General features: G+C 41.7%; 13 protein-coding genes. 4 read left to right on the forward strand and 9 right to left on the reverse strand.

The annotated features are described in order from the left end of the window. Positions 1-141: 141 nt before the first annotated feature. The 4 genes from MHB69_RS15980 to MHB69_RS15995 all read right to left on the reverse strand — a co-directional run bounded on the left by MHB69_RS15980 (position 142) and on the right by MHB69_RS15995 (position 4,240). Positions 142-753 (reverse strand): trimeric intracellular cation channel family protein, encoded by a 612-nt coding sequence (locus MHB69_RS15980; protein ID WP_024423463.1) that lies wholly within the window; start codon positions 751-753, stop codon positions 142-144. A 149-nt stretch (positions 754-902) separates the two neighbouring features. After that, entirely contained in the window at positions 903-1,316 is a 414-nt protein-coding gene (locus MHB69_RS15985; protein ID WP_024423464.1) for a disulfide oxidoreductase, read from the reverse strand. After that, positions 1,313-1,999, reverse strand: a complete 687-nt coding sequence (locus MHB69_RS15990) for a DsbA family protein (protein ID WP_034280910.1) — start codon at positions 1,997-1,999, stop codon at positions 1,313-1,315. Before MHB69_RS15990 ends, MHB69_RS15985 begins: the two co-directional genes overlap by 4 nt. A gap of 141 nt (positions 2,000-2,140) precedes the next feature. After that, positions 2,141-4,240, reverse strand: a complete 2,100-nt coding sequence (locus tag MHB69_RS15995; protein WP_342495766.1) for a heavy metal translocating P-type ATPase — start codon at positions 4,238-4,240, stop codon at positions 2,141-2,143. A gap of 412 nt (positions 4,241-4,652) precedes the next feature. On the opposite strand from MHB69_RS15995, the gene MHB69_RS16000 reads away from it, so the two are divergent. Genes MHB69_RS16000 through MHB69_RS16010 form a run of 3 tightly spaced genes read left to right on the forward strand, consistent with a single transcriptional unit; the run spans position 4,653 to position 7,220 of the window. Beyond that, a complete protein-coding gene (locus MHB69_RS16000) occupies positions 4,653-5,396 on the forward strand; it encodes a metal ABC transporter ATP-binding protein (RefSeq protein WP_081124837.1) in 744 nt (247 codons plus the stop codon). Then, complete coding sequence (locus tag MHB69_RS16005; RefSeq protein WP_024423468.1) at positions 5,396-6,268, forward strand: metal ABC transporter permease; 873 nt, start codon at positions 5,396-5,398, stop codon at positions 6,266-6,268. Before MHB69_RS16000 ends, MHB69_RS16005 begins: the two co-directional genes overlap by 1 nt. 13 nt (positions 6,269-6,281) lie before the next feature. Beyond that, complete coding sequence (locus MHB69_RS16010; protein WP_034280913.1) at positions 6,282-7,220, forward strand: metal ABC transporter substrate-binding protein; 939 nt, start codon at positions 6,282-6,284, stop codon at positions 7,218-7,220. A 37-nt stretch (positions 7,221-7,257) separates the two neighbouring features. Here the strand turns inward: MHB69_RS16010 and MHB69_RS16015 are convergent, their stop codons facing one another. Continuing rightward, positions 7,258-7,806 carry a hypothetical protein gene (locus MHB69_RS16015; RefSeq protein ID WP_041115665.1) on the reverse strand — a complete coding sequence of 183 codons (549 nt, stop codon included), beginning with the start codon at positions 7,804-7,806 and terminating at the stop codon, positions 7,258-7,260. A gap of 88 nt (positions 7,807-7,894) precedes the next feature. Here MHB69_RS16015 and MHB69_RS16020 point away from each other — a divergent pair, with 88 nt between their 5' ends. Beyond that, the gene (locus tag MHB69_RS16020) at positions 7,895-8,500 is read left to right on the forward strand and encodes a TetR/AcrR family transcriptional regulator (protein WP_034280915.1); all 606 of its coding nucleotides are present in this window, start codon (positions 7,895-7,897) and stop codon (positions 8,498-8,500) included. A 19-nt stretch (positions 8,501-8,519) separates the two neighbouring features. On the opposite strand, the gene MHB69_RS16025 is transcribed toward MHB69_RS16020, so the two are convergent. The 4 genes from MHB69_RS16025 to MHB69_RS16040 form a co-directional block, all read right to left on the reverse strand. Further along, positions 8,520-9,452 carry a response regulator gene (locus MHB69_RS16025; protein ID WP_034280916.1) on the reverse strand — a complete coding sequence of 311 codons (933 nt, stop codon included), beginning with the start codon at positions 9,450-9,452 and terminating at the stop codon, positions 8,520-8,522. Further along, positions 9,449-10,765: a sensor histidine kinase gene (locus tag MHB69_RS16030; RefSeq protein WP_034280917.1), complete on the reverse strand. Its 1,317-nt coding sequence runs from the start codon at positions 10,763-10,765 to the stop codon at positions 9,449-9,451. Before MHB69_RS16030 ends, MHB69_RS16025 begins: the two co-directional genes overlap by 4 nt. Before the next feature lie 116 nt (positions 10,766-10,881). After that, positions 10,882-12,327, reverse strand: a complete 1,446-nt coding sequence (gene aspA, locus MHB69_RS16035) for an aspartate ammonia-lyase (protein WP_024426050.1) — start codon at positions 12,325-12,327, stop codon at positions 10,882-10,884. Positions 12,328-12,345: 18 nt separating this feature from the next. Then, positions 12,346-13,623, reverse strand: a complete 1,278-nt coding sequence (locus tag MHB69_RS16040; protein WP_024426051.1) for a cation:dicarboxylase symporter family transporter — start codon at positions 13,621-13,623, stop codon at positions 12,346-12,348. Positions 13,624-13,877: the final 254 nt, after the last annotated feature.

The raw sequence follows: 13,877 nt of genomic DNA on the forward strand, positions 1-13,877 counted from the left end.
TGCTGACAAAATTTTCATCATATGTATTGTTCAAATGATGAACAAAAGACCCTGCTTTTATTTTACACGAAAACTCCATCATCTGCTGATATTCAGCTCTTATTAAACACAAAAAAAAGAGCGGAATCGCCCTTTTTCGTTTTACCCTTTATTTAAAAAATAAGACCTGGCGGGAAGGCGCCATTTGAATAAGTAGGAACAAACCCTGCATACGACGAGGATGACAAACAGCAAATATAAAGCAAGCTCTCCTTGCGCTAAGCCGAGTCCAACGAATAAGCCGCCAAGGGCTGCCCATACGGCATAAATCTCTGCTTTTAGCACAAGCGGCTTTCGCCCTGCTAATAAATCACGCACAATTCCGCCGCCGCTTCCAGTCAATATGGCTGCCACAATGACTGCACTGAGCGGGAGTTCTCTTTGCACAGCAAATAATGCGCCTTGAATCGCAAACGCTGCTAAACCGATCGCATCCGAGAAATTTCCCCATGTGCTCCAGTGCTTGAGCAAAAGCTTTGGAAAAAGAAACACAATCGTAATGGATACAAGGGCAATCGTAAACATTTTGCCCTGTGACCATAAAGCAGACACCGGAAGACCAATTAATAGATTCCGAATCGCTCCACCGCCAAATGCTGTCACAATCCCTAAAATGTACACACCAAGAATATCGTACTCTTCCTCCATTGCCACAATCGCACCACTAATAGCGAATGCGACAATGCCAATGATACTTAAGACTTCCCATGCCATTTTCCGCTTATCTCCTTACCTTTATCTGATCATCTAACACTACTCCCTTAATGTATATCTGACACAGGTGAAAAGCAATACAAATTTTCTTTAAATTTTATCTTTTTGCAAAAATAAAAAATAGCCCGCTTATAAGCAGGCTATCTCTTTCAATCTTCTTTTGCATTTAACAGCAGCATACTAATGATGATGAGAATAAATGCAATAAGAGCTAGCAGTGGAATGGTGATAAAACCAAACCAGTTCAAATAATCAACAGAACAAGGAATACCGCTCAGGCAAGGGCGAATCGATGCAAAGCCAGGTATCTTTTGTTCCATATAATGATAGATAGAAAAACAAGCGCCAATCACAGCCAGAGGCAGAACGTAATATTTCACTTTCACATCGCCTCTGAATGTCGCAATTCCAAGTAAAAGCACGAGCGGGTACATGAAAATGCGCTGAAACCAGCACATATCACATGGGATAAACTTCTTTACTTCACTTAAATACAGGCTGCTCATCGTCGCAACGATAGAAACGATCCAAGCACTGTATAAGTAAACAAGTTTATTCTTCATGATTTTTTCCCTTTGAGCTCTTGATCAATTAATTCTTTGATTTCATCATAGTCATAAAAGTTTTCGACTTGTTTATTGTTAATGAAAAGAGTTGGTGTTGCATTCACTTTATATTGGTTCACAAGCTGATCGTCTGTGTTCAGCTGCGGCTGATATGTTTTCTTTGATAGATGATCTTTAAGCTTGTCCGTATCTATTTTTGTTGTCTTTTTCGCTAGCTCTGTCAGCTTAGCAGGCGTGACCCATTCTGCTTCACTATCTGGCTGTGCTTGATAGACAGCTTCATGAAATGCCCAAAAGTTTTTCGGATCTTCTTTCCACACTTCTTCAGAAGCTAGTGCTGCCAGCACTGCGCCATCTCCATGAACAGGAAGTGGCAAGTTAATAAACGAAAATGATACATCGCCTTTATCTATGTAGTCCGCTTTCAGCTTTGGGAAAATGTCTGTTTCAAATGATTTACATGATGGACATTTATAATCCCCAAACTCGACAATTTGTACGGCTGCGTTTTTATCTCCCATGACAGGCTGTCCTTTAATAGAAGGCTTACTGTCAACCGTTTGTGCTTCTTTGCTGTTGTTATTTCCAATGACGACGAATAATCCGATGAGAAGAGCTGCGATAATGGTTAAAATGACAGCAAATTTAATGGATGATGATTGATTATTTTTTTTACTCACATAAGCACCTACCTTATCTTTTTCATTCCTTCAAAAGAAAAAGGATAATAGCTTAGAATAATGCCATTATCCAACTTCTTCTATTTTAACAAGAGGGGGTTCATTATGAAAGATGGTATTCATGAATTTTTCCTAACAATTTTATTTCATTACCCTCATGGCATTTAAAACAGCGAGTACAGTCACACCGACATCCGAGAAGACGGCTTCCCACATGGTCGCAATACCAAATGCTCCGAGTAATAGGAAAACCCCTTTAACTCCAAGAGCAAATGCAATGTTCTGCCATACAATTCTTCTTGTTCGTTTAGCGACAGCGATGGCTTCTGCTACTTTTGACGGCTGGTCTGTCATAATGACGATATCAGCCGCTTCTACCGCTGCATCTGAACCAAGTCCGCCCATCGCAATTCCTATGTCTGCTCTTGCTAATACCGGTGTATCATTAATGCCGTCCCCAACAAATAATAATTTTTCTTGAGGCGCTTTTTTCTGATCAATTTCTTCTAATTTCGTTACTTTATCCTGCGGTAATAATTCGGCATGTACTTCATCAATGCCAATTTGCTGGGCGACCGCTGTTCCAACTTGCTTGGCATCACCAGTCAGCATGACTGTTTGAATGCCAGATGCTTTTAGAGATGAGACCGCTTCAATTGCATCATCCTTTAATTCATCTGCAATCAAGATCGATCCGGCAAACTCACCGTTAATGGCCATGTACACAACTGTTCCGCTTCGTTTTTCTTTTTCATACGAAATGCCTTCTCGTTCCATCAAGCGATGATTACCCGCTAACACTTGTGAACCACTGATGGTCGCTTTAATTCCATGTCCCGCAATATCCTCATAGGCTTCGATCTGGCTTTCATCAAGCGGCGAACCATATGCCGCTTTAATCGATTCAGCAATCGGATGTGAGGAGTGAGCTTCTGCTAAAGCTGCAAAAGAAAGCAGCTCCTCTTCTGACCACTTGTCGCTCGTTGTCACGATATTGGTCACCGTAAAGTTCCCTTTTGTGAGTGTGCCCGTCTTATCAAATACAGCATAGCTCACAGAGTTTAGTGCTTCTAAATAGTTACTGCCCTTTACTAAGATGCCTCGTTTAGAAGCTGCCCCAATTCCCCCGAAGAACCCTAATGGGATGGACACGACAAGCGCACAAGGACAAGAAATCACTAGGAAAACGAGTGCCCGGTAAACCCAATCAGACAATTGTGCTGATGGAATGAGAAGCGGCGGCACAAAGGCAAGCAGCAATGCTAATACAACGACAGCCGGTGTATAGTATTTTGCAAACTTTGTGATAAAGTTTTCTGTCTGTGCTTTTCGGCTGCTCGCATTTTCAACCAAATCTAAAATTTTCGTCACGGCCGATTCACTTAGCCCTTTTTGCACTTCAATTTCAAGAATACCGTTTTGATTCACAAATCCTGCAAGAACTTCTTTCCCTGCTTCTACATCCCGCGGCACAGACTCACCTGTTAATGCAGAGGTATCCACAAGTGAAAATCCTTCAATGACAAGACCATCAAGTGGAATTTTTTCGCCCGGTTTTACGACGATACGGTCACCGACTTTTACTTCTTCCGGCTTCACTTTTTTTGTTTCATTTCCTACTTTGAGATTTGCATATTCAGGGCGAATATTCATTAATTCACTAATGGATCGTCTTGAACGATTCACTGCTGCCCCTTGGAACAGCTCTCCAATTTGGTAAAACAGCATCACTGCCAGTGCCTCTGGATATTGCTGAATCACAAAAGCGCCAGCTGTTGCAATGGTCATTAAGAAGTTCTCATCAAATACTTGGCCGCGCACGATATTTTTCAGCGCTTTAAAAACCACATCACCGCCGACTAGTAAATACGCTGCGAAAAACATGATAAATTTCAGTAAGCCATCTTCTGGTATAAAATAAGCTGCTGTTCCAATAACTGCACCGCCAATTAATTTCAGCACAATCGCTTTTAAATTCTTTGTCCCATGATCATGATCGTGGTGATGTCCCTCTTCTTTTGGTGATACACTCACATGAGGTTCGATGGACTGAACCGTTTTTTCAATACGCTTTGACATCGTTTCTTGCTTATCTGCATGTGTGACAGTCATTGTCCCTGTCGCAAAATTAACGGAACAAGCTTCAACGCCATCCATTTTGCTGACACCTGTTTCAATTTTACGTGCACAGTTTCCACAATCAAGACCGCTTAATACGTATTCATCCTTCATTTTTTTCATGTTCTCACCTTTTTTCTATATGATAAGTAACGTTCCCTGGATCGATGAAACCTATTAAAAATCAAAAACTTTATATATGAGCATATATTCATATATTAGATTACCTTTATTATATGAGGAGTTCTTGTCTTCTGTCAATCATTTCTGAAGAAATCATTGGTTTTTTGTGTCCAATTCTGTCACACGGATTTTCAATAAACCAAGCTCATGTCCCCCGCTCCCCGCATAACATAAAAACGATCATTTGCAGTTTTTCTCTTTACAAAAGAAGGACATAAGCTTAGAATAAAATAAAAGTTTCCCTAAGGAAACAAATTAGCGTTAGTGAATCATTTCATCCTTTAGTCAAAATTATTTAATGTATGCATATATCTTTAGGAAGCGCAATGATGATTGAAAGGGGCCGCAAGAGATGTCAAATGCTTTAACAATCGACCGTCTTCATGTCTCATATCACGGACAGGATGCATTAGTGAATGTCTCTCTTTCCATACAAGAAGGGACAATGACAGGAATCATTGGTCCAAATGGTGCTGGTAAATCGACGTTACTCAAGGCATGTTTGGATCTCATTGAAAAAGACCAAGGGGATATTCGTTTTTTTGAGCAGCCCTTTAAACAAGTCAGAAAACAGATCGCCTATGTACCGCAGAGAAATGATTTAGATTGGACGTTTCCGATTCATGTACTGGATACCGTACTACTTGGAACATATCCGAAGCTCGGACTAATCAAACGTCCAAAAAAAGAAGACCGGGCATATGCGTATCACTGTTTAGAAAAAGTCGGGATGCAGGACTTTGCCAAAAGACAAATCGGTGAGTTATCCGGCGGACAGCAGCAGCGTGTCTTCCTTGCAAGGGCACTTGCTCAAAACGCACAGCTCTTCTGTTTGGATGAACCATTTGTCGGGATTGATATGGCAAGTGAAGAAACGATGGTTCGCATTTTGAAGGAATTACGAGATGAAGGGAAAACCATTTTGGTTGTCCATCATGATTTGAGTAAGGCAGATGATTATTTCAGCCATCTTGTTCTGTTAAATAAAAAACTCATCAAAGCAGGGCCTGTACACGACATCCTTCGCCCAGAAATCATGCTGGAAGCATATGAAACACAGCTGCCATTCTTAAAATCAGCAGGAGGAGACGTGTAATGGAATTTTTAACCGGACTCTTTGAATATGCTTTTTTACAAAAAGCGCTATTTACATCTGTCATGGTAGGCATCATTTGCGGCGTTATCGGCTGCTTTATCATTTTACGCGGCATGGCCCTGATGGGAGACGCCATTTCACACGCCGTACTGCCAGGGGTCGCCATCTCTTATATGCTGGGAATTAACTTTTTCTTCGGGGCCGTTTTAACTGGGGTGTTAACAGCGATTGGGATCGGTTATGTAAGTCAAAACAGCCGCATAAAAAATGATTCTGCCATCGGCATTGTCTTCACAGCCTTTTTCTCAATCGGAATTATTTTGATCACATTTTTGAAAAGTTCAAGTGATCTATATCATATTCTATTTGGAAACGTTCTAGCTGTTCGATCATCTGATATGTGGATTACACTGGGAATCGGTATTTTTATTTTGCTAGCCGTCATTGTTTTCTACAAGGAACTGCTCATTAGTTCATTTGATCCGGTGATTTCTTCGGTTTACGGTTTGCCGAATCGGATGATTCATTATTTTCTCATGACCTTATTGACCCTTGTGACTGTTGCATCACTGCAAACCGTTGGGATTATTCTTGTTGTTGCCATGTTGATTACGCCGGCAGCCACCGCTTATCTCTTAACGGACCGGCTATGGATCATGATTTATTTATCTGCTTTTTTCGGTGCTGTTTCTGCTGTCGTAGGTCTAGGGCTTAGTTTTACGTATAACTTGTCATCAGGCGCTTCCATCGTGCTGGTCGCGACTATTTTATTCGGCAGTGCCTTTATCTTTTCACCAAAACAAGGCATTCTATGGAGATCATTAAAATCTAAACGAAAACGAACGCACTTAAAAAAGGAAGCGTCTATGTAAAAGGAGGACATATATGAAGAAGGTATTTGCTATCCGTTTGACCGCAGTATTCATTGCCCTTATGATCATCGCAGGCTGTTCGACCCAGCAAAGTAATTCCGGTAAAGATGACGGCACATTAAAAGTTGTCACGACCTACTCCATTCTTTATGACATTGTGAAGGAAGTAGGCGGGCAGCATGTCTCTATTCACAGCATTGTTCCCATTGGTACAGATCCACACGAATTTGACCCGCTGCCAAAGGATGTTCAGTATACGACGGATGCAGACCTTGTTCTATATAATGGCTTGAACCTTGAAACAGGAAACGGCTGGTTTCAAAAGCTGCTTGAATCGAGCGGCAAGGACGGGGATGATGCACCTGTAGCCGAGCTGAGTAAAGGCGTCAAAGTGAAGCATTTGTCATCAAAAGGCCTTGAAAGCCAGCAGGATCCGCACGCATGGCTGAATGTCGAGAACGGGATCATTTATGCCCAAAATGCCCGAGATGCGCTCATTCAAGCAGACCCTGAGCATAAAGAGGATTACGAAAAAAATGCAGAAGCCTATATCAAAAAGCTTCAAGCGCTTCACGATGAAGCAAAAGACAAGTTTGATCAGCTGCCAAAAGATAAAAAGCTCCTTGTCACAAGTGAAGGGGCATTCAAATATTTTGCAGAGGCGTATGGATTGAAAGCCGGCTATATTTGGGAGATCAACACAGAAAGTGAAGGAACACCAGGACAAATGAAGCGCATTATTCATTTTGTCAAAGATCATCAAGTTCCTGCGCTCTTTCTTGAAACAAGTGTTGATAAACGCAGCCTTGAAAGCCTCTCTGAGGAAACCGGGGTTCCGATCAAAGGAAAAGTCTTCACTGACTCTATTGGAAAAGAAGGTGAAGATGGAGACAGCTACTATAAGATGATGAAATGGAATATCGACACCATTTACAAAGGGCTGTCATCATAAGAAAAGACAGGTGGAGTGAATCCGCCTGTCTTTTTTGTCAGCCTGTTATATTTTCTGGATGTTTTTTCGGCCAAATGACGTAGCTGATGCTAATGATGAAATCAATAGTTAAGATCATCCCCCATGTATTGACAAGCTGCACCAGTGCTTCCGTCCGCTCTGGTGCTTGGATGAGATAGGTTAATCCATATAACAGCCCCGCTCCAATAACATAAGAAATGAAATGCCGCGCCCAGCCGACCATTTCATACACAGACCGCTCTTTCCCATACTTTGGTTTTCCCTTTGGCTTAGGACCTCCTGCAAATCGATAGGCAAACCTAGCATCTGCCCATTTCACCATTTGATGTCCGAAGGCAAGGCTCACACCAATATAAACAGCCGCAAGCCCGTGGATGACACTCGCCACAGCCCCTTGCCTTAAATCTATATAAGTTGCAGCAAGAAGGATTAAATCCAAAATCGGCGTACAGACAAGAAAGAAAGCACCCAACTTTTTCTGTTTAAACACATAACGCAGCGTTAAGCCCATTAGAATAAACAGCCAAAAACCAATTTCACATGCCACAATCAATAACCCGACCAATTTTTCCACATCCTTTTTAATACGATTGTATTAAATAAAAAATAACACAGATGTGTTAAAAAAACAACAGCTATGCTAAAATCAATGTATGCCAAAAATCGTCGATCACCATAAACAAAAACAAAAGGTCGCTCAAGCTGCAATGAGAGTGATTAAACAAGAGGGATTGGAAAGCGCTTCTGTACGAAAAATAGCAGTCGAAGCTGGAATTTCAGCCGGCTCTATGCGTCATTATTTTTCCACACAGCAAGAGTTATTTCTATTCTCTATGAATTTAATTCAAGAAAGAGTCAAGGAGCGGATTACAGGGCTTTCATTAAACGGTTCAACGGAGGAAAATGTCCTCACTTTATTGGAGCAGCTTCTTCCACTTGATGAAGAAAGAAAATTTGAAATGGAGGTGTGGCAGGCTTTTGCAGTCAAGGCGCTGACTGAACCAGATCTACAGCCGCTCAATGCAAAGATGTATGACGAGCTTTTCCAAACGGTCCAATATTGTTTAATGAAATTGAAAGAGGATGGGCTGCTGCTAAATGATATCGATCTTTTATTAGAAACCGAACGGCTTTATGCGGTCATCAATGGGCTTGCATTGAATGGAATCGTGCAGCCCGAACGTATACCGCCTCAGCTCATACGCTCCGTACTGCAGATGCACCTGCAATCCATCACAAAAAAAGACATGTCTCCTTAATTGGAGAGCATGTCTTTTTTTAATCTTCCATAAAAATACGTTTCGCTTCGTAGTAAAGCACCTGCACAAATTTCTTCACATTGATACGGGTGTGTTCTTCTCTTCCGCTCATCTCTTTCGTCAATTCGCTCATTTTCTTTCGTACGATGGTGAAATCGAAAAATTTAGATGCGTAATTTTCAAACGTTGGATGGGAAAAATCGGTTAGCCCAAGTGATGCGATGTGTTTCAATGATTGATTGATCGCACGCCTTACCCGCTGTTCGGCTGCCTTTGCTTCTCTTGCGATGTCTGCCGATGTGTAGGGCTCACTTAACTTATCCTCCGTAATCCCAGTGAAAATGATTTTTAAAGAAGGAAAGGAATCATGATGATCAGCATGCAGCGCTAAATACTGGTCTGTAAACAGAATCATATCTAATAAATCTTTAGACCCCTTCTCACCAACAATACCAAGCTCCGCCAGCAAAAACTGACCTGCCTCTGCAAGACTTTTCCCCCGCTGCTTCGTTTTCGTCTGACCGCGCTGCTGAAATTGCATGACCGATTTGAGTGAGTGCTGAATATTTTCAATTGAATGCTCTAAATGAAGACGTTCAATCATCAGATGGAGGACACTTAAGACCTCTACACGATTGATCGGCTTTGTCACATAATATTCGACGCCAAGCGTATACGCCTGTCCGATTAATTCCTTTGTTTCAACCTGTGACAGCATTAAGTATTTCCCATGAAACTCATCCTTGATCGCTCGAATCGTTTCAAGCCCGTCCCTTTCCGGCATCAATAGATCAATACATAAGATATCAATGTGCAAATCATTTAAGTAGCTGGCTGTTAACTCTGCGCCATCCTCTGCTTCCCCGGCCACAATGCCAAGCTCTTCATCTTCAATGAGCTGAGCCAGTGAAGAACGAACGGCTTCATCATCATCAACTATAAAAAATCTCATCTCCCAATCCCCTCTTTTCTACTGACTTGATCTACTGGTATCGTTAATGTGAAAATCGTTTGTTTATTTGGGATACTCTTCATCTCAACACTTCCGCCAAGCTTCTCCGCTGTATCCTTTACATAGGCAAGCCCGATACCGCTAGATGGATTCCCAGCCTGGTCGTATTTCAAAGTGAAGCCCGGTTTAAAAATCACATGATGATTACGTTCTTTTATGCCAGGCCCGTTGTCGCTGATCTGAAAAATCACGTGGTTTTCTTTCTGTGAAATAGAAAGTGACACCTCTCCATCTACAGGAATGGCTTCAACAGCGTTGGATACGATGTTATTTAACAAAGATAGAATGGTATACACGTGATAGGCGGGATGCTTCCCATCTTCATCATAATGAAAGACGATGTTTTTTTTAAGAGATTCTGCGTAATTTTCATGAATGCGAATGACAAGCCCAGCGATATGAGAAGGACTCTCATAAGCCTGGAAGTTTTCCTCATGAATCAGCTTTGATAAGGCAGAAAAAATCCGCTGGTTATCCTTTTTGATTTCATGCACCTCTCCTGCAATTTGCAAGGCGGTTTTACCGAGCTTTTTCAAATCCAATGATTCCGCATCCTTTGCGTGGTGAAGGGATTGATACAATTGATAGGATGTAGCCGTAATGTGCTCGGCATGTGCGAGTGTTTTATGGAAATATGTAGATTCTGTGTAAAGGTTGGACAGAAGCATCAGCAAATGTTCCTTTTCCTTTTTCATCTGACGCTCTCTCGCCTGCTCTTCATATAAGCGAATCATTGTATAACAAGCCAACACGAAAAAGCTTCTGAAAATCGCTAAAACAAATAATTGGAACAGCGTCCTCACCGTTAACATTTCATCCATCGTGCCTCGAAGTGCGATGATTTCAACAACGCTTGCGCACAGCTCCATGACGATGCCTGTTGCGCCAATCAGCCATGGCTGATCGCGGAAACGTCTGACCTTCAATAAATAAAAGAGTGTGCCATAGACAACATAATAAAGCAGGGAAGGAAATCTTAATGAAACTGCCTCTTCAAGCGGAAGATGCCCTGTCACAGCTGTATCAAGCAGCACGCGAAACGCAAAAACAGATATCCCAGCGATGATGCCGCTTGCCCATGCCGGAAATCTTTTCATTTGAAGCAGGATAAAGAAAAAGACAACGGTTCCAAAGCTGACCCGAAAGCTGTCCTCAAATGGATAAAATTTAAACTCTCCGCCAATCGGCGTCAGTACAATGAGCAGCACAATTAAATAAGGCTCTGTATTCAGCCATTTTTTCAGTAGATTCAAACGCAGTCACATCCCTAATAATTGACGATAGTATACTATGTGAGCTAAAGAAAAACAAACCTCCATGAAAAAGCGCACACCGGAACTTTGCCGGTGTGCGCTTCTCATGATGCCGCTTAATCTTCTAAACGATCCTTTTCTAAAAGTGATGCACCAGCAATACCTGGTTTTGTCATTTCAAAAGGATTTAAGATGACATCAAGCTCTTCCTCTGTTAACACATCATTTTGCAGACAAAGCTCACGTACAGATGCACCTGTAAGGATGGCTTCTCTTGCAATTCGTGCAGCCGCTTCATAACCAATGTGCGGGTTCACCGCCGTCATGACACCGGCACTCTTTTCTACATATTCTTTTAATCTAGATTCATCTGCTTTTAGGTCACGCAAGCAGTTGTCCACGAAGGATTCGAATACATTTTTCATCATGCTGAGAGATTGAAGCAGGTTGAACACTAACACTGGTTCCATAACGTTTAGTTCAAGCTGGCCAGCCTCTGAAGCAAGACAGATTGTGTGATCGTTCCCAATAACTTGGAATGCCACTTGGTTCATGACCTCAGGCATAACTGGGTTGACTTTTCCTGGCATGATGGATGAACCTGGCTGTCTCGGCGGCAGGTGCAGCTCACCAAAGCCCGCTCTTGGACCTGAAGCCATCAGACGAATATCGTTCGCCATTTTGGACATGTTCATCATACATACTTTAAGCGCAGCCGATACTTCTGTATAAGCATCCGTATTTTGCGTTGCATCGACTAAGTCTTCAGCACCAACTAACGGTAATCCGCTAATGTCAGATAGGTAGCCAACCACTTGGCGAATATACTTAGGATCTGCATTCAATCCAGTTCCGACTGCTGTTGCACCCATATTGACTTCATATAAATGCTGTCTAGACTGCTTGATACGTTTAATATCACGAGCAAGAACTTTTGCATAAGCACTAAACTCTTGTCCAAGTCTGATTGGAACAGCGTCCTGAAGATGCGTGCGTCCCATTTTGATGACATGATCGAATTCCTGCGCTTTTTCGGTCATGACTTGATGCATGTTTTCCATCGTATAAAGTAGTTTTTCAATCATATTCAATGTTGAAATATGAATCGCTGTTGGGAAAACGTCGTTTGTTGACTGCGACATGTTCACATGCGTGTTTGGACTTAGCTCAGTATAAGCGCCTTTTTCCTTTCCTAGTAGTTCAAGCGCTCTGTTTGCAATGACTTCATTGGCATTCATATTCATTGAAGTGCCAGCCCCGCCTTGAATTGGATCGACAATAAATTGATTGTTCCATTTTCCTTCGATGACCTCATCTGCGGCTTGAACAATTTTTTCTCCAAGACCAGAATATAGTCGCTGTGTATCCATATTTGCAAGTGCGGCTGCCTTTTTGACAATCCCTAATGCTTTGATGAGTTCCTCATGAATACGGTAGCCTGTAATTGGAAAGTTCTCCACTGCACGTAATGTTTGAATGCCATAATATGCTTGAGTGTCTACTTCCTTTTCACCTAGAAAGTCTCGTTCGATTCGAACTTGCTTGTCCTGTAGCTTCGTCATTTGAAAAGATCTCCTTTTTTACGCTGCTTTTGTTTGTTGTTTTAATTCCTCAATATACTTCTTCGATTTCTCTTGATCAAATACTTTTTCCCACTTAGACATGACAATGGCTGCAAGTGAGTTACCAAATACGTTCACTGTTGTACGAACCATGTCAAGAAGTCGGTCGATCCCAACGATGAAGGCAAGTCCTTCAAGCGGCAGTCCCATGGCACCAAGAGTTGTGATGACAACAACAATCGATGCACCTGGTACACCAGCCATTCCTTTAGATGTCAGCATTAAAATTAATAGTAACGTAATTTGCTCATAGATGGAAAGCGGCATGCCGTACATTTGTGCAACAAATATCGCAGCAATGGATTGATAGATGGCACTTCCATCTAAGTTAAAGGTGTAGCCTGTTGGAATAACGAACGACGTGATCGCTTTCGGGCAGCCGAACTTCTCCATTTTGTCCATTAATCTAGGCAGTACAGCTTCTGAACTTGCTGTTGAGAATGCAAGAATGATTTCTTCTTTTAATACTTTAAATAGTGTAAAGACGCTTGTTCCAGCCATTTTCGCAATAATGCCAAGTACAACAATGACGAAGAATGCCATTGTACCGTAAACGACAAGTACCAGTTTGCCTAGCGGGAGAAGCGCTCCGACCCCGAATTTGATCACCGTCACACTGATGAGCGCGAATACACCAAATGGTGCAAACTTCATCACTTTATTGGTTACCCAGAACATGGCTTCGAGTATACCCTCAAAGAATCCTAATACTGGTTTTCCTTTGTCTCCAACTGCGGCAATTCCTAATCCGAATAAGACTGTAAAGAAGATGGTTGGTAATAGATCACCTTCTGCAATGGATTGGAAAACGTTTGTCGGTACAAGATGCACCAACGTTTCTGAGAAAGTCGCTTTTTCAGAAGAAGCCTTAGATGTCTCTTCATATTTAGAGATATCGCCTTTCTCCATGTTGCTCATATCAATTCCTGTACCAGGATGGAACAAGTTTGCTGCAAGCAGTCCAACTGCTAATGCAATCGTTGTCACAATCTCGAAGTAAAGAATAGTTTTTCCACCGAGTCTTCCGATCGTTTTCATATCTCCAACACCTGCAACTGCTACAATCAATGCAGCAATAACAATTGGAAGAACGATCATTTTAATTAAATGGATGAATATATCGCCAATCGGCGTTAACACATTAATAACGGTTTCATTTTGATAAAACAGCGCTCCCACGACAACACCCAGAACAAGTGCAATGAGTATTTGAGAAGCTAACCCTAACTTTTTCATACGTGAACCCCCTTTTATTGATAACGCTTTCTTTGTTGCTTAATCGCATCTTAACGACGAACCTACAAAAAACGACAAAAAAGAACAAAAAGAAGTGAATTTTTTATGAAAAATCTTTAAAAAGGTGGGTTTTTCCACAATATTGTAAAAAAAAGACTTCGCTTTTGGCGAAGTCTCAGATTGTTGACAAAGGGCTAAAATGATGTTTATTTTAGCCCTTTGTCTTCTTTTCAGCGTGATAGAAAACCTTTGCA

Source organism: Bacillus sp. FSL K6-0994, from assembly GCF_038630815.1.
GTDB classification, from domain to species: domain Bacteria; phylum Bacillota; class Bacilli; order Bacillales; family Bacillaceae; genus Bacillus; species Bacillus safensis.

Coding starts and splice junctions, on each gene's coding strand:
- MHB69_RS15980 (WP_024423463.1), bottom strand. CDS start 753: ATGGCATGGGAAGTCTTAAGTATCATTGGCATTGTCGCATTCGCTATT.
- MHB69_RS16020 (WP_034280915.1), top strand. CDS start 7,895: ATGCCAAAAATCGTCGATCACCATAAACAAAAACAAAAGGTCGCTCAA.
- MHB69_RS16000 (WP_081124837.1), top strand. CDS start 4,653: ATGTCAAATGCTTTAACAATCGACCGTCTTCATGTCTCATATCACGGA.
- MHB69_RS16005 (WP_024423468.1), top strand. CDS start 5,396: ATGGAATTTTTAACCGGACTCTTTGAATATGCTTTTTTACAAAAAGCG.
- MHB69_RS16010 (WP_034280913.1), top strand. CDS start 6,282: ATGAAGAAGGTATTTGCTATCCGTTTGACCGCAGTATTCATTGCCCTT.
- MHB69_RS15985 (WP_024423464.1), bottom strand. CDS start 1,316: ATGAAGAATAAACTTGTTTACTTATACAGTGCTTGGATCGTTTCTATC.
- MHB69_RS15995 (WP_342495766.1), bottom strand. CDS start 4,240: ATGAAAAAAATGAAGGATGAATACGTATTAAGCGGTCTTGATTGTGGA.
- MHB69_RS16025 (WP_034280916.1), bottom strand. CDS start 9,452: ATGAGATTTTTTATAGTTGATGATGATGAAGCCGTTCGTTCTTCACTG.
- MHB69_RS16040 (WP_024426051.1), bottom strand. CDS start 13,623: ATGAAAAAGTTAGGGTTAGCTTCTCAAATACTCATTGCACTTGTTCTG.
- aspA (WP_024426050.1), bottom strand. CDS start 12,327: ATGACGAAGCTACAGGACAAGCAAGTTCGAATCGAACGAGACTTTCTA.